This window comes from Pseudomonas sp. RHF3.3-3 (assembly GCF_048069595.1).
Classification (GTDB): Bacteria; Pseudomonadota; Gammaproteobacteria; order Pseudomonadales; family Pseudomonadaceae; genus Aquipseudomonas; species Aquipseudomonas fuscovaginae_B.
In genome coordinates this window covers 3295524-3318376 of the sequence record NZ_CP182250.1, presented here as the reverse complement: position 1 = coordinate 3318376, position 22853 = coordinate 3295524, and the positions used below count along the sequence as shown (strand labels likewise).

The window sequence follows — 22853 nt, the reverse complement described above, 5'->3', positions numbered from 1 at the left end:
CCGAGCAAGACACGCCGCAATATCTGCAGGAACGTGGCTTGCCCGCGAATGCGATCAAATGGACACAACGTTGGTAGCTGAAGTTAGAGCAGCTCGATGTGCCGATAATCGGCCCCGAGTTCACTGGCCAGTTGCCGCGCCCGCCCCAGGCGAATCGGCCCCTTCTCCAGGTCGACCAGTAATGTCGGGCAATTGAATGGCGCCAACCCCGTCCAGGCCTTCAGGCGCCCATCGGTCAAGACCAATACCCGCTGCCGCTCCTCGGCAAAACGCCGCTGCCTGACGGCCAACCAGTGGCCGGCCTCCTGCAAGGCCGCCAGCAACGGCGTTCCGCCGCCCGCCCCCAGGTTCTCCAACCAGCCCGCCAGGCCACTGGAGGCCTTCAGCCCCTGGACCTGCCACTGCGGCCGGCTGCCACTGGCGGTCAACAATGCCAGGCGTGCCCGCTGGCGATAGGCATCGTCGAACAACTGCGCGAGCAGCCCCTTGGCATCGCTCAGGGCCTGATGTCGACGGGTGGAAGCCGATGCATCGACGATCACCAGCCACAATTCGTGGGCCGTACTGCTGCGCAAGCGAAAACGCAGATCGCGGCGGGCCTTCGGCCGCCCGCCCAGTAGCGTCCCGAGCCAATCGATCGCCCCGCTCGCCGCACCCCGGGCCGCACCCTGGCGGCCTCCGGGAACCTCACCCGCGCCGGTTCTGGCATTCGCCCCCGGCTTGAGTCGAGGGCGAATGCCTAGGGCTTTTTTGGCCAGCTCGGAATGTCCCGACGAGCCCCCATGGCCATGGCCTTGGCCGGCAGTTCACCCCATTGCCCCTGGGCCTGCTCCGTGCCCGGCGCCGGATCGGGGCGGTTCTGTGGCGCGCCGGCAGGAGGGCTTGACGAGGTTGCGGGCGAGTTCTCGCGACGCCGATGACGCAAGGCAAACTCGGCGACCGCCTCGATATCCTCGTCGGCGATCTGCCGCGCTCCCCGCCAGGCGGCGTGGGCACGGGCCGCCCGCAGCCAGACCAGGTCGGCGCGCAGGCCATCGACCCCGGCGGCAAAACAGCGCTCGCTGATCGCGGCCATCGCCCGATCATCCAGGTCGATTTCCAGCAACAACGCCCGGGCCCGTTCGCAACGCTCGCGCAGCACCTGCTGTTGTGTTGCCCACTGGTCGCAGAAGGCCTGCGGGTCGCTGTCGAAATCCAGCCGGCGCCGAATGATCTGCGTCCGCTCGGCCGGTTCCGGCTGGCCGCTCAGGGCGACATTCAGGCCGAAACGGTCGAGCAATTGCGGGCGCAGCTCGCCTTCCTCGGGGTTCATGGTACCGATCAGCACGAAGCGCGCCGCATGCCGATGGGAAATGCCGTCGCGCTCCACCAGGTTGGTGCCGCTGGCCGCCACATCGAGCAGCAGGTCCACCAGATGATCGGCCAGCAGGTTCACCTCATCGACATACAACACGCCGCCGTCGGCCTTGGCCAGCACGCCGGGGGAAAACTGCGCGCGGCCCTCCCCCAGTGCCGCGTCCAGGTCGAGGGTGCCGACCAGGCGCTCCTCGGTGGCCCCCAGGGGCAAGGTGACGAACTGCCCGCTGGCCAGCAGGTCGGCCAGGCCACGGGCCAGGGTCGACTTGGCCATGCCGCGCGGCCCCTCGATCAGCACGCCGCCGATCTTCGGGTCGATGGCGGTCAGGCACAGCGCCAGCTTCAGCGCATCGGCACCGACCACCGCCGACAGCGGGAAATGCGGGGAGTCAGTCATGGTGCATAGTCCTCAGGCATCTTCTTCAATATCCAGCAGCAGGTTTTCCAGCGCCTCGCGGTAGTCCCCCGGCTCACGCCACAGCCCGCGCTGCTGGGCTTCCAGCAGGCGCTCGGTCATGTCGCGCAAGGCATGGGGGTTGTGCTCGCGGACGAACGCGCGGGTGTCGGCATCCAGCAGGTAGGCATCGGCCAGCAACGCGTACTGGTGATCGTCGATCAGCTGGCTGGTGGCATCGAAGGCGAACAGATTGTCGACCGTCGCCGCCAGCTCGAAGGCACCCTTGTAGCCATGGCGCTTGACCCCGTCGATCCACTTGGGGTTGGCCGCCCGCGAGCGGATCACCCGGTTCAACTCCTCCTTGAGCGTGCGGATCTTCGGCAGGTCCGGCTGGCTGTGGTCGCCATGATAGCTGGCGGCGGTTTTGCCACTGAGGCTTTCCACCGCCGCCAGCATGCCACCCTGGAACTGGTAGTAGTCGTTGGAATCGAGCAGGTCATGCTCGCGGTTGTCCTGGTTCTGCAACACGGCCTGGACCTGGCTCAGGCGTCGGGCGAACGGCGCCCGGGCCGCGGTACCCTCGTCGGAGCCGCCATAGGCGTAGCCACCCCAGTTCAGGTAGACCTCGGCGAGGTCCTCGCGGCTCTGCCACAGGCGCCCGTCGATGGCATTCTGCACACCCGCGCCATAAGCGCCCGGCTTGGCGCCGAAGATCCGCCAACCGGCCTGGCGTGCGGCCTGCTCGGCATCCAGGCCCTGCGCCTGCAGTTGCTCGCGCTCCTGGCGAACGCGGGCCGCCAGGGGGTTCAGGTCCTCGGGTTCGTCCAACGCCGCCACCGCCTGCACCGCCGCGTCGAACAGGCGGATCAGGTTGGCGAAGGCGTCACGGAAGAACCCGGAAACCCGCAGGGTCACGTCCACCCGAGGGCGGTCCAGCAGGCTCAGCGGCAGGATCTCGAAGTCGTCGACCCGCTGGCTGCCGGTGGCCCAGACCGGCCGCACGCCCATCAGCGCCATGGCCTGGGCGATGTCGTCGCCGCCGGTGCGCATGGTCGCCGTGCCCCAGACCGACAGGCCAAGCTGACGCAGGTGGTCGCCGTGGTCCTGCAGATGTCGCTCGAGAATCAGGTTGGCCGACTGGAAACCGATGCGCCAGGCCGTGGTGGTCGGCAGGTTGCGTACGTCCACGGAAAAGAAATTGCGCCCGGTAGGCAACACGTCCAGTCGCCCGCGGCTCGGTGCACCACTGGGACCGGCCGGGACGAAGCGCCCGTCGAGGGCGGCAAGCAGGCCCTGCATTTCCGCCGGCCCGCAAGCATCGAGCCGCGGCGCCACCTGTTCGAGCAGCCCGTCGATGATGCTGCGCACATCGGCCCATGCCTCGCTGTCCGGCAGCTCGGCGAGCCCCGCCAGGGCCTGCTCGATCAAGGCTGCGGCATACAGTTCCAGGCGCTCGCGACTGTCGCCGGCGGTGCGCCAGGTGGCCGCGCCGAGGTCGCGCAGCGCCTCCGGACGGCAGCCGGTCCAGGGTTCGGCCAGGTTACAGTCGAGCGGGTCGAAGCCCAGTTCGAAGGCCTTGGCCAACGCCCGCAGCAGGCTCGACCGGGCACCTCGCCCGTCACCGCGGGGAATACGCAGCAGGGCCAGCAGGGTATCGATGCGCAGCCGTCCCTGCGGCGACTCGCCGAACACGTGCAGGCCATCGCGGATCTGCGACTCCTTGAGGTCGCAGAGGTAGGTGTCCAGGCGCGGCAGCCAGATCGCTGCGTCGGCATCGCTGTCGAGCCCGGCATCCAGCTGCAGCTCGCGGTCGATCTGCGTCTCGCGTACCAGTTTGAGGATGTCGCGCTGCAACTCCCGGGCCCGGCGTGGGTCGAGCAGTTGCGCTTCGTAGTATTCGTCGGCAAGCAGTTCCAGGTCGCGCAACGGGCCGTAGGTTTCGGCACGGGTCAGCGGCGGCATCAGGTGATCGATGATCACCGCCTGGGTCCGGCGCTTGGCCTGGGCCCCCTCGCCCGGGTCGTTGACGATAAACGGATAGATATTCGGCAGCGGCCCCAGCAGCGCATCCGGCCAGCAGTGCTGCGACAGACCGACCCCCTTGCCCGGCAGCCACTCCAGGTTGCCATGCTTGCCGACATGGATCACGCCGTGGGCACCATAGCGGTGGCGCAACCAGAAATAAAACGCCAGGTAGCCATGGGGCGGCACCAGGTCCGGATCGTGGTAGACCGCACTCGGGTCGACCTGATAACCACGGGCCGGCTGGATGCCGACGAAGGTCAGCCCCAGGCGCAGCCCGGCGACCATCATCCGCCCGTCGCGGCACATCGGGTCGTTTTCCGGCTGCCCCCAGCGAGCCAGTATCGCCTGGCGGTTGGCCTCGGGCAATTGCTCGAACAGGGCCTGGTATTCGGCCAGCGCCAGGCTCTGCCGGCAGGGTCGCAGATCGAGGCTGTCGAGATCGTTGCTGACGCCGCCGAGCAGGGCCTGGATCAGGCCGGTGCCACTCTCGGGCAGTTCGGCAACCGGGTAGCCCTGCGCCTGCAAGGCCCGCAGGATATTCAGCGCCGCGGCCGGCGTGTCCAGGCCGACACCGTTGCCGATGCGGCCGTCACGGGTCGGATAGTTGGCCAGGACCAGGGCGATGCGCTTGGCGCCGTTGTCCAGCCGTGCCAGGTCGACCCAGCGCCGCGCCAGTTCGGCGACGAAGTCCATGCGCTCGGGCTGGGCCCGGTAGCAGACCACGTCGCTCTGGCTGCGCTCGCTGCGCCAGGCCAGGTCCTTGAAGCTGATCGGCCGGCTGATGATCCGTCCGTCCAGTTCCGGCAAGGCGATGTGCATCGCCAGGTCCCGCGGCCCCAGGCCCTGCTCGCTGGCCTGCCAGCCGGGCTCGTTGTCCTGGGCGCAGATGGCCTGGATCACCGGAATGTCACGGCGGAACGGCCGCAGGTGCGGCGCCTCGGGGGTCGACTGGGCAAAACCGGTGGTATTGAGGATCACCGCCGCCGACACTTCGTCCAGCCAGTCCTCGACCGTCGCCAGGCAGGCCGGCTCCTTGAGGCTGGCCACGGCGATCGGCAACGGGTTCAGCCCGGCCGCCTGCAGGCGCTGGCAGAACACATCGACGAAGGCGGTGTTGGCCGCCTGCAGGTGCGAACGATAGAACAGCAGCGCCGCTACTGGTTGGTCGGCCTGCCAGTCGGTACGCCAATCCGCCAGTCGCGCATCGACCACGCGGGGGTGGTAGATCGCCGTGCGCGGCAAGGCGCGAGGCTCGTGCCACGGGTAATCGCGCCCCAGCCAGGTACTGGCCAGGCAATTGAACAGTTGCAGGGCGTTACCCAGCCCCCCCTGGCGCAGGAAATGCCAGAGCCGTTCGGCCTCGGCCGCCGGGACGTTGCCCAGGGCGCTCAGTTCCGGGTCGGGACGGTCATCGCCCGGCACCAGGATCAGCGCCACGCCGCGCTCGGCCAGTTGCACCAGGCGCTCGATGCCGTAGCGCCAATAGCCGATCCCGCCGTGCAACGACAGCAGGATCACCTTGGCGTGTTGCAGCACCTGGTCGACATACAGGTCGACCGAGGCATGATTCTGCACCTGCATCGGGTTGGCCAGGCGCAGGCTGGGGTAATCGTCCGGCAGTTGCTGCGCCGCTTCGGCGAGCAACGCCAGGCTGGAATCACCGCTGCACAGGATCACCAACTCGGCGGGGGTCTGTCCCAGGTCGGCAATGTTGTCGTCCGACACGAAACCGCCGGGCTGGGTCCTGAGCAGGTGCATGGGGTCAGACCGTCAGCGCCGCGCGCAGGGTCGACTCGAGCAGGGCGGCATCCAGTTCCTGACCGATCAGCACCAGGCGGGTGACACGCGGCTCGTCAGCGCCCCAGGCACGGTCGAAGTGCTTGTCGAAACGGGTGCCCACGCCCTGGATCAGCAGGCGCATCGGCTTGTTCGGGATCGCCGCGAAGCCCTTGACCCGCAGGATGCCGTGCTTGACCACCAGTTGCGTCAGGGCATCGAGCAGCAGGCTTTCATCGGCTTGCGGCAGGTCGATGGAGATCGAGTCGAAGGCATCGTGGTCATGATCGTCGTGATCATCGCCGTCGTGGTGGTGATCGTGGTGGCTGTGACGGCTGTCGATATGTTCTTCGGAGCCGGCACCCAGGCCGAGCAGCACGTCCAGCGGCAGGCGACCGCTGCTGGCCTCGACGATCTTCACCGCCGGTGGCAGTTCCTCGGCCACTTCCAGGCGGACCTTGGCCAGGTCTTCGGGGGCGATCAGGTCGGTCTTGTTGAGAATCACCAGGTCGGCGCTGGACAACTGGTCGGCGAACAGTTCGTGCAGCGGCGACTCGTGGTCCAGGTTCGGGTCGAGCTTGCGCTGGGCGTCCACCTGGTCGGGGAAGGCGGCGAAGGTACCGGCGGCCACCGCCGGGCTGTCGACCACGGTGATCACCGCATCGACGGTGCAGGCACTGCGGATTTCCGGCCACTGGAACGCCTGGACCAGCGGTTTGGGCAACGCCAGGCCGGAGGTTTCGATGAGGATGTGGTCCAGATCGCCGCGCCGTGCCACCAGTTCGCGCATCACCGGGAAGAACTCTTCCTGCACGGTGCAGCACAGGCAGCCATTGGCCAGTTCGAAGACGCGACCGACCGCCTCTTCCTCGGTGCAACCGATCGAGCACTGCTTGAGGATTTCACCATCGATGCCGAGTTCGCCGAATTCGTTGACGATCACCGCGATGCGGCGGCCCTGGGCGTTGTCGAGCATGTGGCGCAACAAGGTGGTCTTGCCCGAGCCGAGGAAGCCGGTGACGATGGTGACAGGAAGCTTGGCCAGTGTTTTCATCGGGATGCCCCTTGGCAAAAATAGCGGGCATACGGGACGAGAACCGCTGCCGGAACAGGCGCGGGTAGGTTCGCCACCGGATCACCCCGCCCGGTTTAAGTGAAATTCTGTCACGAGGCAGGTCTCCTGGCTTGCGGGCGGGTGTTCGGCAGTCGCCCGATCACCGGGTCTTGCGCCTTCCCGCCCCAAGGGGCAGTGGCCAGGCAAGACTATCAAACCGCTCACAGTTGCGGGGGCAGCCGCGGCTTGCCGCGTTCCCATCTTAGCTTCGGCCGGATGCCGAAGAACCTCGAACCTGCAAGGCTACGCAGTGCGCGGGAGCAGGTCAATCTCGACGGCCGCTGTGGTTTAATTGCGCCCCCTTTCACCCTGCCCGTTTCAAGGAAGCCCCGCCCATGAGTGCCACCGGCACCACCACCGTCCTGGTCATCGGTTATGTCTGGCCCGAACCCCGTTCCTCGGCCGCCGGTGGGCACATGATGCAGATTCTCGAAAGCTTCCTCGAAGCCGGCTGGCACATCACCTTCGCCAGCCCCGCCAGCGTCGGCGAGCACAAGGCCGACCTGCAGAGCCTGGGAATCGACGAACAGGCCATCGAGCTCAACAACAGCAGCTTCGACACCTTCATCACCGCCCTGCAGCCGGATGTGGTGCTGTTCGACCGCTTCATGATGGAGGAGCAGTTCGGCTGGAGGGTCGAGAAGCACTGCCCCGACGCCATCCGCGTGCTGGAAACCTCCGACCTGCAAAGCCTGCGCGACGCCCGCCAGCAGCAGCTCAAGGAACGCCTGAAGGCCGATCCGGACCCGAACGACTTCAGCACGCTGTTTGCCCCCGACCTGCCGCAGGTGTTCCAGCAGATGAGCGAAACCGATCAGGCCCAGCGCGAGATCGCGGCGATCTACCGCTCGGACCTGAGCCTGATGATCTCCGATGTCGAGATTCGCCTGTTGACCGAGCAGTTCCGGCTGCCGCCGGCGCTGCTGCACTGGTGCCCGCTGATGCTCGATCAGCCCGCTGCCTTTCGGCCGTTCGAGGAGCGCGCGCATTTCCTCAGCATCGGCAACTTTCGCCACGCACCGAACTGGGACGCGGTGCTCTGGATGAAAACCACCCTCTGGCCGCTGATCCGCCAGCAATTGCCGAGCGCGCAACTGCACGTCTACGGCGCCTATACACCGCCCAAGGCCACCGCCCTGCATAACCCGACCCAGGGCTTTCACGTGCTGAACTGGGCCGAGGATGCCTTGCAGGTCATGAGTGCGGCGCGCATCTGCCTGGCACCGTTGCGCTTTGGCGCCGGGATCAAGGGCAAGCTCGCCGATGCCATGCTCTGCGGCACGCCAAACGTCACCACGCCGATCGGTGCCGAAGCCATGCACGGCGACTTGCCCTGGCCCGGCGCCATCGAGACCCGCGCCGAAGCCCTGGCCGCGGCCGCCGTGCAGCTCTACCAGGACCCGGCGGCCTGGCGGCAGGCCCAGGCCGCCGGCCACGCCTTGCTGGCCGCCCGCTACGACCGGCGCCAGCACGGCCCGGCCCTGGTGGCGCGTATCGAGCAATGCCGGCAGCGACTGGCACAACATCGGCGCGACAACTTCACCGGCGCCATGCTGCGGCATCACCATCACAAGAGCACCCAGTACATGGCCCAGTGGATCGAGGCGAAAAACCGCAAGGCCTGAGGCCTCATGTCGAAGGCAGGAACAACCGGGCGATCTCGATCAGTTGCGGCCCCCGATCCGGCGCCAGCACCAGGGCCGAACGCGGCGGCAACAGCCGGCCCTCCGGCGAACGGGCGGGTTTCCTGGCGAAGTTCACCGTGATCAGGGTGCCGTCGCTGAACGAGGTACGCTGAACCAGGCGATCGGCCGAAAACACCTGGAAATCGCTCAGCCGCTCGGTGAACAGCCTTTCGTGCAACGGCCGGAACACCTTGTCATAGGCCCGAATAAACGGCAGATCGCGGGCCAGCACCTGGTCGTTGAGGTGATACAGGGGCGGCACCATGTACAGCAACTGCAGCAACGCCGTGGTTTCCCGCTCGCTGGAGAACTTCAGCGAGCCATATTCCCAATGGTGGGTGCTGACCAGGCTGTCGTGGAACACCAGCTGATACAGCGGCAGGCGAAACTGCGCCGAGGTGACGAAGCGGGCGACCGCCGGCTTGAGCGGTATCGGCTTGAAATACAGGTCCGGGGTCTCCGGCGGCCAGTACCCGCCACGGTAGAACGGCGACTGCTTGTTCTTGCCGATATCCGGGTCCATCCAGGCGAACGGCTGGGTGGCGATGCCATGGCTGTAGGCGATGCTGGGCACATAGAAGGCCACCCCACCCTCGCTGCCGGTGACCAGCCCCAGCTCGGTGCCGGGAAACTGCAAGCGGCGCCTGCGCGCCTCGGCATCCTCGCGCTCGCTGGTTTCCCGGCCCGGGGTATAGTCCCTGAACTCGGGACCGGCGGCATCGACATCGAGAAAGTAGCTGTTCAGGCGGGCGCCACGGGCAACCGCACTGATACGCCGTTGCGCATAGGGTTCGACCACCCGGGAATTGACATAGACCCCACGGCCATTGAAGCCGCGCAGCTTTTCCCCCCGGCTGTCGCGATAGCCCGCCGCCGCCAGTTCGTCGCCCATCTGCGCCGTGGCCCAGGTGGCCCGCAGGTTGGAGGGATGCGCACTGCCGTAGCTGTCATACACCGCCACCAGATAACCGGCAGCCTTGGCCGCCTCCACCGCCTCGGGGTGCCACAGCGCATCGCGCCAGTCGTCCGCCCCCAGCCAGGCCCGGCTCAGGCCGGCCTTGCGCAGCGCCTCCACGGTCTCCAGCGACAGACCGCCGCCCCAGCGCCGGGGCGATGCCAGCCAGGGGCCGAACGCGTCGAGCAACTGCCCGCGGACCTGCTGCCCCCAGGCCACATTCGCCGCCGGATCGTGATTGCCCGGCAGCGGCTCGACCGGCACCAGTGGCAACGCCGCCTGCAATGCCGTATTGAGCGCACGGGTCACCTCGCGCCGACGAAACAGCGACACCCCGCTCTTCCAGTCACCGGCCTCCTGCAACGCGGCCTCGAAACTTTCCCGTGCCGGTGGGTCGAACGCCGCCCACAACCTCGATGCCAGGTGCCGATGATCCTGGCGACGCGCGGCAAAAAACCTCAGGAACGCCGGCCAGTCCTTGATATCCGCAGTTTTCAGCGGCCCCGCCCCCCACAGATAGATATGCGCGGCCCCGCCAAGCCGGGCGACCAGCGGCTGCCGGGCAATTTTCTGTTTCAGCGAAACCAGGCGGTGACGGGCCTCCAGCCACTGGCGATAGAAACGCGCGCCATACAACGGATCGGCCGGGCCGACCCTGATGCTGACCGTGAAGGGCGCGTCCCCGGCCAACCGGTTGAACTCGTGACTGATCCGCGGCAACGGTCGCGAATCCTGCTCGATCATGCCGAAACGGGTATCGAAGGGCGTTTCGATCAGCCAGGTGATCGAGTGGTCGCCCCGCAACTCACTCCAGAAGGGCATCGACAGCAGGCCGTTGAGGGCATCCGGCTCATAGCGGCGCAACAGCCAGTCCAGCCACTGGCGATCGTCAGCGGGGACATAGGCGCCCTCCCCGAACGGCAGAGCATAGGCCTCGATGGCTGCGGCCTCCAGGGGCCGCGGCCACTCCAGCAGCCCCGGCTGATCGGCGCGGATCGACAGGCGCAAGGCGTCCTGCTCGATCCCGGCCTCGACCCGGAAGCGATTGGCACCGTGGCTGATACGCCAGCTGCGCCCGGTCAATCCGTCGGCCCGGGCACTGTCGGAAAAGGCCGGCGCGCTCAGTACCGAGACCTGGCCATCGTCACGGTGCAGGGTGACCTGCAGGGTCGCCGGATCGACGCTGAACACTCCGCCGCTGTAGGGCAGGTCGACCGGCAACTGCCCGAAAACCGGCAGGCTGGACAGACACAGGGCCAGCGTCAGGAACAGGCGACGAAATCGATCAATAGCGGGTACGGGGCGCATGGCGTTCCACAGAGGTATCCCAGGAATTTTGAGAGCCTGCGGACACTAAACGACATCGCCCTCCTTCTCCGTAAGAACGGTCTCTTAGCGACACCTGAAATATCGCCAAATCGCTGCTACCAGGATCTGTCCTACGAACCCAGCGGGCGACGCAGCAGGTAGGTATCCATGATCCACCCCTTGCGTTGCCGGGCAGCCTCACGCAATTCACGGATCTGTCCGTGCACTTCATGCAACTTGCCGCTCACCAGCAGCTCGTCCTCGGTGCCCAGGTAGGCTCCCCAGTAGATGTCCAGGGTCTGGTCGACGAACTGGCCGAAGGCACAATGGGCATCGAGCATCACCACCACATTGTCCAGGTCGGCCGCTTCCAGGCGCCGGCCAGTGGTGATACGGATCGGTTCGCCGATGCGGTTCAACGGGATTCGATGCCGCGCCGCCAGCGCCTGCACGCTGCTGATCCCGGGGATCACCTCGACCTCGAACGCCGGGCCGCCAAGCGCCACTACCCGCTCCAGTACCCGCAGGGTGCTGTCATACAGGCCCGGCTCGCCCCAGATCAGAAAGGCGCCGCACTCGTTCTCGCCCAGTTCCTCGTCGATCAGCCGGGCGAACAATCCGGCGCGCTGCGCATGCCAACGCTCGACCCCGGCTTCATAGGAATCTTCATCGTCCTCTCGCAGCGGGTCGCTGACCTGCACCAGGCGATAACCCGGCTGTTCGATGTAGCGCTCGCAGATCTCCCTGCGCAGGTTCACCAGCTCTGCCTTGGCCCGTCCCTTGTCCAGCAGGAAGAACACCGAGGCGCGATTCAGGGCCCTGATAGCCTGCAGGGTGATCTGCTCCGGGTGGCCGGAACCGATACCGATCAATAGAACGCTCTTCACCGTTTTGCTCCTGGAAATGGGCACGATAGACGCCGTCCAGCCTGTTTCAGCTTATCCGAAACCTGGCGCAAGGTTGGCAGATGGCCGACGAAGGAGGCATTATCGAGCAGCAATAATAATAAAAGCGCTTCCAATGACTCGAACGACCCGTATCACCGATCCCTCCTATGAACTGATGGATGACCATAACGGCCTCTCCATCATCTACCGCCAGCACGGCTTCCCGTGCCCGCTGGTACGTTGGCATTTCCACAAGGAATACGAGCTGCACCTGATCGTCGCCAGCTCCGGCAAGGTCTTCATCGGCGACTACATCGGCAACTTCCATCCCTACACCCTGTTCCTCACCGGCCCCAACCTGCCCCACAACTGGATCAGCCAGGTGGCCGAAGACGAGGTGGTGCCCAAGCGCGACATGCTGGTGAACTTCACCGACGAACTGTTCGAGGAAGGCCACCAGATCTTCGCCGAGCTGAAAACCCTGGCGCCGCTGCTGGAACGGGCCCAGTACGGTATCGAGTTCCGCTGCAAGGACACCATCGGCCAGGCCGCGCAACTGATGCAACGCATCGCCGACTCCCAGGGCGTGACGCGCCTGGGGCACTTCCTGATCCTGCTGGAACTGCTCAGCACCTGCGACGACTACCAGTTGCTCTCCGGCGTCACCACCCCGCAACTGGCCGACGAAAACAATATCGACCGCACCAACCGCGCCGTCGACTACATTTTCGCCCACTACGCCCGGGAACTGCCGCTGGAAGAAGTCGCCGACTACCTGGGGATGAAGCCCACCTACTTCTCCCGGGTGTTCAAGCAGGCCACCGGGCGCTGCTTCGTCGAGTTCGTCAATCGCCTGCGCATCAGCAAATCCTGCGAACTGCTGGTCGATGGCGACAAGCCGGTCACCGATGTCTGCTTCGAGTCCGGTTTCAACAACATTTCCAACTTCAACCGGCGCTTCCAGCAGCTCAAGGGCATGACCCCCTCGCACTATCGCCGCCTGGCCGTCCAGCGCCTGACCGAACAGAACCTCGGTTGACCCCCTTCGGGCGCCCCGCTCGGGGCGCCCCCGGCCGATTGCGCAAAATCCTGTACGGATTTACCCCCGCCCGCCTACCCCGGAACACCCGGCCTTGAGCCTTCGTACGGAGGTTTCAACGAGACGCGCCCTACCCATCGAGTGCAAAAAAGTATCGATCACAGTGTCTTCAAGGATTTGTCTGGCTGGCGATTGAGGGCTGTAATCAGCCACAGATTCTTCCGGGGCACAGGAAGACACAACAACAATAAACCGACCTTCGACCGCCACCGGGCGCCAGAAGAGGAGTGTTCGATGAAAGCCATAGCAAAAGCTCTGCTCGTCTCCACCTGCCTGACCGCCAGCAGCGTCAGCTTCGGCGCCCAGACCCTGACCATCGCCACCGTCAACAACAGCGACATGATCCGCATGCAGAAGCTGTCGAAGACTTTCGAGGCCGAGCACCCGGACATCAGGCTGAACTGGGTGGTACTGGAAGAAAACGTGCTGCGCCAGCGCCTGACCACCGACATCGCCACCCAGGGCGGCCAGTTCGACGTGCTCACCATCGGCATGTACGAAGCCGCACTCTGGGGCGCCAAGGGCTGGCTGGAGCCGATGAACAACCTGCCCGCCACCTACGACATCGATGATGTGTTCCCCTCGGTACGTGATGGCCTGTCGGTCAAGGGCACCCTGTTCGCCCTGCCGTTCTACGCCGAAAGTTCCATGACCTACTACCGCACCGACCTGTTCAAGGACGCCGGCCTCACCATGCCCGAGCGGCCGACCTGGGAGCAGTTGGGCGAATTCGCCGCCACGCTCAATCACCCGGACAAGGAGCAATACGGCATCTGCCTGCGCGGCAAGGCCGGTTGGGGCGAGAACATGGCGCTGATCACCACCGTCGCCAACGCCTATGGCGCCCGCTGGTTCGACGAGAAGTGGCAGCCGGAATTCACCGGCCCCGAATGGAAGAACGCCCTGAACTTCTACGTCGGCACCATGAAGAAATCCGGCCCGCCCGGCGCGTCGAGCAACGGTTTCAACGAAAACCTGGCGCTGTTCAACAGCGGCAAGTGCGCGATCTGGGTCGATGCCAGCGTCGCCGGCTCGTTCGTCACCGACAAGACCCAGAGCAAGGTCGCCGACCATGTCGGCTTCACCTTTGCCCCGCACCAGGTCACCGAGAAAGGCTCGGCCTGGCTCTACTCCTGGGCCCTGGCGATTCCCACCAGTTCCAAGGCCAAGGACGCGGCGAAGACCTTCAGCGCGTGGGCCACTTCCAAGGAATACGCGGCCCTGGTGGCCAAGGAAGATGGCATCGCCAACGTCCCGCCGGGCACCCGGGCCTCGACCTACAGCGACGCGTACATGCAGGCCGCGCCGTTCGCGAAAATCACCCTGGAATCGCTCAAGGTGGCCAACCCGAAAGACCCGAGCGCCAAGCCGGTGCCCTACGTCGGCATCCAGCTGGTGACCATCCCCGAGTTCCAGGCCATCGGTACCCAGGTCGGCAAGCTGTTTTCCGCCGCACTGATCGGCCAGACCACGGTTGACCAGGCCCTGGCCTCGGCCCAGCAGAGTACCGAACGCGAGATGAAACGCGCGGGCTACCCCAAGTAGACGCTGACCTGCAGGCGCCGGGCCTGCCCGCGAAGATCTCGGTCCAGGCAACACGCCATGCCAGGAACACCGAGTCGCACCCTTCGCGGGCACGCCCTGCTGCTGCACAAGATCCGCTCCCTGACCCCAAGCGGTTTTGAAGACCATGAATACCACCACTGCAAAAGCCCATATGGACCGTCCCCAGCCGCTGCGCAAAAGCCGTCTGCGCAACCCCGGCTGGTTTCTGGTCAGCCCCTCGGTAGCCCTGTTGCTGCTGTGGATGATCGTACCGCTGGGCATGACCCTGTACTTTTCGCTGATCCGCTACAACCTGCTCTACCCTGGCGAAAACCAGTACGTGGGCCTTGAGAACTTCAGCTACTTCCTCACCGACTCGGGCTTCCTGCCCGGCGCCACCAATACCCTGTTGCTGGTGGGCAGCGTGCTGCTGATCAGCGTGGTGTTCGGTGTACTGATCTCGGCCCTGCTGGAAGCCAGCGAGTTCCTCGGCCGCGGCATCGTCCGGGTACTGCTGATCTCGCCGTTCTTCATCATGCCCACGGTCGGCGCGCTGATCTGGAAGAATCTGCTGTTCCATCCGGTCTCGGGCGTGCTCGCCGCGCTGTGGCGGCTGTTCGGCGCCGAGCCGGTGGACTGGCTGGCGCACTACCCGTTGCTGTCGGTGATCATCATCGTGTCCTGGCAATGGCTGCCCTTCGCCATCCTGATCCTGATGACCGCCATGCAGTCCCTCGACCAGGAACAGAAGGAAGCCGCGCGCCTGGACGGTGCCGGCCCGCTGGCGATCTTCTGGCATCTGACCCTGCCACACCTGGCCCGGCCGATCGCCGTGGTGGTGATGATCGAGACCATCTTCCTGCTGTCGGTGTTCGCCGAGATCTTCACCACCACCAACGGCGGCCCCGGCTATGCGTCGACCAACCTGGCGTACCTGATCTACAACCAGGCGCTGGTGCAGTTCGACGTCGGCATGGCCTCCGCCGGCGGCCTGATCGCCGTGGTCATCGCCAACATCGCCGCGATCATCCTGGTGCGGATGCTCGGCAAGAACCTGACAGACAAGCCCTGAGGCCCGCGCCATGACGACCCTGACCCTCAAACAATCACGCCGCCTGCAGAGCGTGCTGCTCGGCATCCTGGCCTGGGCCCTGGCCCTGCTGATCTTCTTTCCGATCTTCTGGATGGTGCTGACCAGCTTCAAGAGCGAAATCGACGCCTTCGCCACGCCGCCGCAGTTCATCTTCAGCCCGACCCTGGAGAACTACCTGCATATCCAGGAACGCAGCGGCTACCTGCGCTTCGCCTGGAACTCGGTGGTGGTGTCGTTCAGCGCCACCGCCCTGTGCCTGCTGATCGCGGTACCGGCGGCCTACTCCATGGCGTTCTACGAAACCCAGCGGACCAAGCGCACCCTGCTGTGGATGCTCTCGACCAAGATGCTGCCACCGGTGGGCGTGCTGATGCCGATCTACCTGCTGGCCAAGTCGTTCGAGCTGCTCGACACCCGCCTCGCGCTGATCGTGATCTACACCCTGATCAACCTGCCGATCGTGATCTGGATGGTGTACACCTACTTCAAGGACATCCCCCGGGACATCCTCGAAGCCGCCCGTCTCGACGGCGCCACGCTGTTGCAGGAGATGCTGCGGGTGCTGCTGCCGATCAGCAAGGGCGGCCTGGCCTCGACCATGCTGCTGTCGCTGATCCTGTGCTGGAACGAGGCGTTCTGGTCGCTGAACCTGACCTCCTCCAACGCCGCGCCGCTGACCGCGCTGATCGCCTCCTACTCCAGCCCCGAGGGGTTGTTCTGGGCCAAGTTGTCCGCCGTCTCGACCCTCGCCTGCGCACCGATCCTGATCTTTGGCTGGATCAGCCAGAAACAGCTGGTCCGCGGCCTGTCCTTCGGTGCCGTGAAGTAATGACCCCAACACGGACCGGTGTTCTGCCAAACAATCGAGGAGCCACATCATGGCCAACCTGAAAATAAGACATCTGCAAAAAGGCTTCGAAGGTCTGTCCATCATCAAGGGCATCGACCTGGAAGTGCGCGATCGCGAATTCGTGGTCTTCGTCGGCCCGTCGGGCTGCGGCAAGTCGACCCTGCTGCGGCTGATCGCCGGCCTTGAGGAAGTCACCTCCGGCACCATCGAGCTGGACGGCCGCGACATCACCGAAGTCAGCCCGGCCAAGCGCGACCTGGCGATGGTGTTCCAGACCTACGCCCTGTACCCGCACATGAGCGTGCGCAAGAACATGTCCTTCGCACTCGACCTGGCCGGCGTGGCCAAGGCCGAGGTCGAGCGCAAGGTCAACGAGGCCGCGCGCATCCTCGAACTCGGCCCCCTGCTGGAGCGCAAGCCCAAGCAACTCTCCGGCGGCCAGCGCCAGCGCGTGGCCATCGGCCGGGCCATCGTGCGCAACCCGAAGATCTTCCTGTTCGACGAACCGCTGTCCAACCTCGATGCCGCGCTGCGGGTGCAGATGCGCCTGGAGCTGGCGCGCCTGCACAAGGAACTGCAGGCGACCATGATCTACGTGACCCACGACCAGGTCGAGGCCATGACCCTGGCCGACAAGGTGGTGGTGCTCAACGGCGGGCGCGTCGAGCAGGTCGGCTCGCCCCTGGAGCTGTACCACTCGCCGGTCAACCTGTTCGTCGCCGGCTTCCTCGGCACGCCGAAGATGGGCTTTCTCAAGGGCAAGATCAGCCGCGTCGACGCCCAGGGCTGCGAAGTCGAACTGGAGGCCGGCACCCGCATCAGCCTGGCCCAAAGCGGCGCCAGCCTCAGCGTCGGCAGCCCGGTGACCCTCGGCATCCGACCGGAACACCTGGAAATCGCCAAGCCCGGCGACTGCGTCCTGCGGGTCACCGCCGATGTCGGCGAGCGCCTGGGCAGCGACACCTACTGCCACGTCCGTACCCGTTCCGGCGAGGCGCTGACCATGCGTATCCGCGGCGACCTGGCCAGCCAGTACGGCGAAACCCTCGACCTGCACCTGGACAGCGCCCACTGCCACCTTTTCGATGCCGACGGTGTGGCGCTGCCCCGCGCGCTGCGTGCCGCGGCCTGATCAAGAGAACCCGCAATGAACCTGAACAAACAGAACCTGCACAACCTGTCCCCCCAGGTCGCACTGCCCGGCTATGTGGCGAGCGACACCCGGCAGGGCATCGCCCATATCGGCGTCGGCGGCTTCCATCGCGCCCACCAGGCCTACTACACCGATGCGCTGATGAACCTCGGCGAAGGTCACGAGTGGAGCATCTGTGGCATCGGCCTGCGCCCCGAGGACCAGGGCGTACGTGACGCCCTGGCGGCCCAGGACCACCTCTACACGCTCTACGAACTGGGGGACGGCGACGACACCGAAACCCGCGTCATCGCCTCCATCAGCGGCATGCTGCTGGCCCAGGACGGTGCCCGGGCACTGATCGACAAGCTGGCCTCGGCCGAGATCCGCATCGTTTCGCTGACCATCACCGAAGGCGGCTACTGCATCGATGACAGCACCGGCGAGTTCATGAGCCACCTGCCGCAGGTCCGGCACGACCTCAGCCATCCGGACTCCCCCCGGACGGTCTTCGGCTTTCTCTGCGCGGCCCTGGCGCAGCGGCGGGCCAACGGTATTGCGGCCTTCACCCTGATGTCCTGCGATAACCTGCCGCACAACGGCGCGGTGACCCGCAAGGCGCTGCTGGCCTTCGCCGCGCTGCGCGACGCCGGCCTGCACGACTGGATCGCCGCCAACGTGAGCTTCCCCAACGCCATGGTCGACCGCATCACGCCGATGACCAGCTCGGCGCACCGCCTGCAACTGCATGACGAGCACGGGATCGACGATGCCTGGCCGGTGGTCTGCGAACCCTTCGTGCAGTGGGTGCTGGAAGACAAGTTCAGCAACGGCCGCCCGGCCTGGGAGAAGGTCGGCGTGCAGTTCACCGACGACGTCACGCCCTATGAGGAGATGAAGATCAAGCTGCTCAACGGCAGCCACCTGGCCCTCACCTACCTGGGTTTTCTCAAGGGCTACCGTTTCGTCCACGAGACCATGAACGACCCGCTGTTCGTCGCCTACATGCGCGCCTACATGGACCTGGACGTCACCCCGCAACTGGCCCCGGTGCCGGGGATCGACCTGGGCGACTACAAGAACACCCTGGTCGAGCGTTTCTCCAACCAGGCGATTGCCGACCAGTTGGAGCGGGTCTGTTCCGACGGTTCGTCGAAGTTTCCCAAGTTCACCGTGCCGACCATCAACCGGCTGATCGCCGATGGCCGCGACACCGAACGCGCCGCCCTGGTGGTGGCCGCCTGGGCCCTGTACCTCAAGGGCGTCGACGAAAACGGCGTGCGCTACCGCATTCCCGATCCACGGGCCGAGTTCTGCCAGGCGATGGTCACCGATGACAACCTGATCGTGCAACGCCTGCTGGGCGTGGAGGAAATCTTCGGCACTGCGATTCCCCAGTCCGAAGCCTTCGTCGCTGCCTTCAAGTCGTGCTACGACAGCCTGCGGGAAGTGGGGGTGAGCAAAACCCTGGAGCGCCTGCTGGCGAGAACCTGATCCCATTGCCCTGTAGGAGCCAGGCTTGCCCACGAGGGGTCTTCCTGACATTCACACGTTGTCAGGGCCGACGCCTTCGCGGGCAAGCCCGGCTCCTACAGGGTTGTGTTCACACCACGACCGGGGGCGCGCCCCAACCACCAGGCACCACCATGAACCAGAAACTCTACCTCGGCATCGACTGCGGCACCCAAGGCACCAAGGCCCTTGTCCTCGACAGCGTCAGCGGCCAGGTGCTGGGCCAGGGCTCGGCCCCCCACGACCTGATCAGCGGCGCCAACGGCCGCCGCGAGCAGGACACCGGGCAATGGCTGGAGGCGTTCATCCAAGCCACCCACCAGGCCCTGCAAGCCGCACAAATCGATGGCCACGCCATCCGTGGCCTCGGCGTTTCCGGGCAGCAGCACGGGCTGGTGCTGCTCGACGAACAGGGCCAGGCCCTGCGCCCGGCGAAACTCTGGTGTGACACCGAAAGCACCCCGCAAAACCAGCGCCTGCTCGACTACCTGGGCGGCGAAGCGGGCTCGCTGGCGCGCCTGGGCCTGGTGATCGCCCCCGGCTACACCGTGTCCAAGCTGCTCTGGACCCGGGAGCAGCACCCGGACCTGTTCGCCCGCATCGCCCACGTCCTGCTGCCCCACGACTACCTCAACCACTGGCTCACCGGCCGGGCCTGCGCCGAGTATGGCGATGCCTCCGGCAGCGGCTATTTCGACGTGCGCCGACGTGACTGGGACCGGCCGCTGCTCCAGCACATCGACCCCAGCGGCCGCCTGCAGGCGGCCCTGCCGGAACTGATCGAGGCCCACCAGCCAGTCGGCCGGATACAGCCCGCCATCGCCCGGCGGCTGGGCATCAACCCCCGGGCCGTGGTCGCCAGCGGTGGTGGCGACAACATGATGGGCGCCATCGGCACCGGCAATATCCAGCCCGGCGTGATCACCATGAGCCTGGGCTCCTCCGGCACGGTCTACGCCTATGCCGAGCAGCCGCTGATCAGCCCGGATGCCGCAGTGGCGGCGTTCTGCTCCTCCAGCGGCGGCTGGCTGCCGCTGATCTGCACCATGAACCTGACCAACGCCACCGGCGCGGTGCGCGAACTGTTCAGGCTCGGGCTCGACGAGTTCAACGCCCTGGTGGCCCAGGCCCCCATCGGCGCCGAGGGCGTCAGCATGCTGCCGTTCCTCAACGGCGAGCGGGTGCCGGCCCTGCCCCGGGCCAGCGGCAGCCTGCTGGGCCTGACCCTGACCAACCTGAACCCGGCCAACCTGTGCCGCGCCGTGGTCGAGGGCACAACCTTCGGCCTGCGCTATGGCCTCGACCTGCTGCGCGGCAACGGCCTGCAGGGCCAGAGCATCCGCCTGATCGGCGGCGGCGCGAAAAGCCCGGTCTGGCGGCAGATGGTCGCCGACATCATGAATACTCCGGTCATCTGCACCGAACAGAGCGAGGCCGCCGCCCTCGGTGCGGCGATCCAGGCGGCCTGGTGCGAGTCCGGAGCGCTTCACGGCCTCGCCGAACTGTGCGAGCGTTGCGTCAGCCTCGATACCGGCAGCGAGACCCGGCCGATCCCGGCCCATGTCAGCGCCTATCAACCGATTTATCACCGCTACCGCCAACAGGTCGCGGCCCTTCAAGAGCAAGAGTGAGCATCCATGTATCTGGTCTGTGGTGAAGCGCTGTTCGATTTCTTCAGCGAGCCCGACGCGAGCGGGCAAACCTCGAAAGTGAATTTCAAGGCGATTGCCGGCGGTTCGCCGTTCAACGTCGCGGTGGGCCTGCGCCGCCTGGGCGTGGAGGCGGCGCTGCTGGCCGGGCTGTCCAACGACTACCTGGGGCGCCGCCTGCAACAGGTTCTCCAGGAGGAAGGCGTGCGAGCCGACTACCTGCGGGATTTCGACGCGCCCACCACCCTGGCGATGGTTGCCGTCGGTGCCGATGGCTCGCCCCAGTACAGCTTTCGTGGCGAGGGCTGTGCCGACCGCCAGTTGCTGCCGGAACACCTGCCGCCCCTGGACGACGCGGTGCGCGGCCTGCATATCGGCTCCTACTCGTTGGTGGTGCAGCCGATCGCCGATACCCTGCTGACGCTGGTCCGCCGGGAAAGCGGACGCCGGCTGATCACCCTCGACCCCAACGTACGCCTCAACCCGCAGCCGGACATCGGGCTGTGGCGCCAACGCATCGCCGTCCTGGCGGCCCACGCCGACCTGATCAAGGTCAGTGACGAGGACCTGCACCTGCTCTACCCCGATCGCGAACCGCAGGACGTCGCCCGGGAATGGCTGGAGCAGCGCTGCCAACTGCTATTCCTGACCCGTGGCCGCCAGGGTGCCAGCGTCTACAGTCGCCGCCACGGGCACTGGTCGGTGCCGGCCCGACAAGTCACCACGGCCGATACCGTGGGGGCTGGCGACACCTTCCAGGCGGCGCTGATCGCCTGGCTGACCGAGCAGCAACTGGATTCGGTGCAGGGCCTGGAACGCCTGGAAAAGACCCAGATCGAAGCCATGCTCGACTTCGCCGTCCGCGCGGCCGCGATCACCTGCAGCCGCATCGGGCCGGACCTGCCCTATCGCCACCAGGTGGTCTGACGGCAGGAAAACGACGGATGGTGCCTCGAACTGTCATTTCTGACAGGTGGCAAACGAGAGTCCGTAGCGTTAACTAGGCTGTGTACGAAATTGTTTGAAACGCAGGTTAGGCAAGGCAAAAACCGGCGAGGAAGCGCAGTTGACTGGTTGTCAATGAGCATTCCGAGCCGGTTTTTAACGCCGCATAACCAAGTTTCAAGCGATTTCGTACATAGCCTAAGCCCGTCACTTGTAGAAGGCCGTCACAGGTGAGCCAGAGAAACGTCTCATCAAGGATGGATCAAACATGGCAAGCCTTCTGAAAGCTCATGCAACCACGCTCATGACCTGTGGCGTCCTGTCCGTCGGACTCATCGCACCGCTCGCGCACGCCGCCACCTTTCAGCCCGTGGGGCCCACCAGCGCTACCGCCAGCAGCATCGCTCAATCGGTGAACAGCACCGGCAAGGTCGTCGGAGCCATCGGCTCCGATACACCGGGCGGCCCCGATCGGGCCTGGGTCGATCCGGGTGTCGCGCTGACCCCGCTGAACAGCGGTGACTCATGTCGCGCCAACAGCATCAGCAACGAACCATCGACGGGAAGTCCCAATCGCATACTCGGTGTCTGCACGGCACCCAGTGGCCTGGCACGTGTAACAACCTGGTCATCCGGACTCAACAACCCCACCGAGGACAAACCGCTGTCGCTGCTCGGCACCGGGCTGCTGCCCGACACCAGCGCCAAAGCCACCTCCCGCAGCCGCGTCACGGGGTTCACCGCCGGCCAGAGCCTGAACAGTGCCGGACAGGCCACCTCCGTTGTCTGGAACCAGGGCAACGCCGTCGCTCTGGCCCTGCTCGACGTACCGCTGGTGCGCGACAACTGCCTGCCTGTCGGGGTCAATAACCAGGCATTCAACAATCTCGCCATCGCGCTCAACTGCCCCGGCCCCGGTGGCACGGTAACGCCAAAGCTTGCCACCAACGGGCTGCTGGGCTTTACCGTGGTCAATCTGCAGGTGCCCACCAACAGCCATTGCGAACTCGTTGCCGTCAACACACAGCGCCAGGTTTTCGGTACCTGCCTGGACCCGGCAACCTCCAAGCCGACAGCCGCCTACTGGGAAACCCCGTCCAGTGCGCCGAAGTTGCTCAATATGTCCGGGCACCCGGCCAACCAGGCCAAATTCGCCAATGAACTCGGTTATGTGGCGGTCACCTATCAGCTGACATCGGGTGGCTTCGGGGCGGCGCTCTGGCAACCGGCAGCCAGCCGCATATGGTTCGTCACCCCACCGGCGAACATCACATCCCTCGCGATCGTCGCGCTGGCGAGCAGCAATCGCCTGCTGTTGGACCAGACCAATACGGCACAGATCGTCAACGGTGCCACCTGGACAGTTGAAAACGGTCTGCAGGCCTGGGGCAGCTATCAGGGGCAGCCGGTCCAGGGTATCGACATGGATAGCAGCGGCAGCTATGCCGCTGCCACAGCCACGGTCGCGGGGAAAGTCGTAGCGCTCAGAGCGATCCTGCCCTGAACCGATCCTCGGGAGCGCCGG

Annotated in this window: 16 protein-coding genes and 1 riboswitch; of the genes, 10 read left to right on the top strand and 6 right to left on the bottom strand. The window is 65.8% G+C overall.

The window, feature by feature from the left end; all coding sequences use genetic code 11:
* Positions 1 to 83: 83 nt before the first annotated feature.
* Genes ACMGT0_RS15095 through cobW form a run of 4 tightly spaced genes read right to left on the bottom strand, consistent with a single transcriptional unit; the run spans position 84 to position 6608 of the window.
* Positions 84 to 737: a vWA domain-containing protein gene (locus ACMGT0_RS15095; protein ID WP_081006057.1), complete on the bottom strand. Its 654-nt coding sequence runs from the start codon at positions 735 to 737 to the stop codon at positions 84 to 86.
* A 2-nt stretch (positions 738 to 739) separates the two neighbouring features.
* The gene (locus tag ACMGT0_RS15090; RefSeq protein WP_054062297.1) at positions 740 to 1753 is read right to left on the bottom strand and encodes an ATP-binding protein; all 1014 of its coding nucleotides are present in this window, start codon (positions 1751 to 1753) and stop codon (positions 740 to 742) included.
* Positions 1754 to 1765: 12 nt separating this feature from the next.
* Entirely contained in the window at positions 1766 to 5536 is a 3771-nt protein-coding gene (cobN, locus tag ACMGT0_RS15085; protein ID WP_416773262.1) for a cobaltochelatase subunit CobN, read from the bottom strand.
* Between the two features lie 4 nt (positions 5537 to 5540).
* On the bottom strand, positions 5541 to 6608 hold the full coding sequence (gene cobW, locus ACMGT0_RS15080) for a cobalamin biosynthesis protein CobW (protein WP_054062299.1): 1068 nt from the start codon (positions 6606 to 6608) through the stop codon (positions 5541 to 5543).
* A 98-nt stretch (positions 6609 to 6706) separates the two neighbouring features.
* A riboswitch (cobalamin riboswitch) is annotated at positions 6707 to 6915 on the bottom strand.
* Positions 6916 to 7003: 88 nt separating this feature from the next.
* On the opposite strand from cobW, the gene ACMGT0_RS15075 reads away from it, so the two are divergent.
* Positions 7004 to 8293, top strand: coding sequence for a glycosyltransferase (locus ACMGT0_RS15075; RefSeq protein ID WP_416773260.1), 1290 nt, complete (start codon positions 7004 to 7006; stop codon positions 8291 to 8293).
* A gap of 4 nt (positions 8294 to 8297) precedes the next feature.
* Here ACMGT0_RS15075 and ACMGT0_RS15070 read toward each other — a convergent pair whose 3' ends face one another.
* The gene (locus tag ACMGT0_RS15070; protein WP_416773259.1) at positions 8298 to 10616 is read right to left on the bottom strand and encodes a glycoside hydrolase; all 2319 of its coding nucleotides are present in this window, start codon (positions 10614 to 10616) and stop codon (positions 8298 to 8300) included.
* 131 nt (positions 10617 to 10747) lie between these two features.
* On the bottom strand, positions 10748 to 11503 hold the full coding sequence (cobF, locus tag ACMGT0_RS15065) for a precorrin-6A synthase (deacetylating) (protein WP_054060684.1): 756 nt from the start codon (positions 11501 to 11503) through the stop codon (positions 10748 to 10750).
* A 133-nt stretch (positions 11504 to 11636) separates the two neighbouring features.
* On the opposite strand from cobF, the gene ACMGT0_RS15060 reads away from it, so the two are divergent.
* The 9 genes from ACMGT0_RS15060 (at position 11637) to ACMGT0_RS15020 (ending at position 22832) form a co-directional block, all read left to right on the top strand.
* Positions 11637 to 12542, top strand: coding sequence for an AraC family transcriptional regulator (locus ACMGT0_RS15060; protein WP_054060685.1), 906 nt, complete (start codon positions 11637 to 11639; stop codon positions 12540 to 12542).
* Positions 12543 to 12836: 294 nt separating this feature from the next.
* Positions 12837 to 14147, top strand: a complete 1311-nt coding sequence (locus tag ACMGT0_RS15055; protein WP_054060686.1) for an ABC transporter substrate-binding protein — start codon at positions 12837 to 12839, stop codon at positions 14145 to 14147.
* Between the two features lie 145 nt (positions 14148 to 14292).
* Positions 14293 to 15219: a carbohydrate ABC transporter permease gene (locus ACMGT0_RS15050; protein ID WP_054060687.1), complete on the top strand. Its 927-nt coding sequence runs from the start codon at positions 14293 to 14295 to the stop codon at positions 15217 to 15219.
* A gap of 10 nt (positions 15220 to 15229) precedes the next feature.
* Positions 15230 to 16069, top strand: coding sequence for a carbohydrate ABC transporter permease (locus ACMGT0_RS15045; RefSeq protein WP_054060688.1), 840 nt, complete (start codon positions 15230 to 15232; stop codon positions 16067 to 16069).
* A gap of 49 nt (positions 16070 to 16118) precedes the next feature.
* On the top strand, positions 16119 to 17222 hold the full coding sequence (locus ACMGT0_RS15040; protein ID WP_054060689.1) for an ABC transporter ATP-binding protein: 1104 nt from the start codon (positions 16119 to 16121) through the stop codon (positions 17220 to 17222).
* Between the two features lie 15 nt (positions 17223 to 17237).
* Positions 17238 to 18716 carry a mannitol dehydrogenase family protein gene (locus ACMGT0_RS15035; RefSeq protein ID WP_054060690.1) on the top strand — a complete coding sequence of 493 codons (1479 nt, stop codon included), beginning with the start codon at positions 17238 to 17240 and terminating at the stop codon, positions 18714 to 18716.
* Between the two features lie 152 nt (positions 18717 to 18868).
* Positions 18869 to 20365: a xylulokinase gene (xylB, locus tag ACMGT0_RS15030; protein ID WP_054062304.1), complete on the top strand. Its 1497-nt coding sequence runs from the start codon at positions 18869 to 18871 to the stop codon at positions 20363 to 20365.
* Positions 20366 to 20371: 6 nt separating this feature from the next.
* Positions 20372 to 21310 (top strand): carbohydrate kinase family protein, encoded by a 939-nt coding sequence (locus ACMGT0_RS15025; RefSeq protein WP_054062305.1) that lies wholly within the window; start codon positions 20372 to 20374, stop codon positions 21308 to 21310.
* A 286-nt stretch (positions 21311 to 21596) separates the two neighbouring features.
* Positions 21597 to 22832 carry a hypothetical protein gene (locus tag ACMGT0_RS15020; RefSeq protein ID WP_152974402.1) on the top strand — a complete coding sequence of 412 codons (1236 nt, stop codon included), beginning with the start codon at positions 21597 to 21599 and terminating at the stop codon, positions 22830 to 22832.
* The last annotated feature ends 21 nt before the right edge of the window (positions 22833 to 22853 follow it).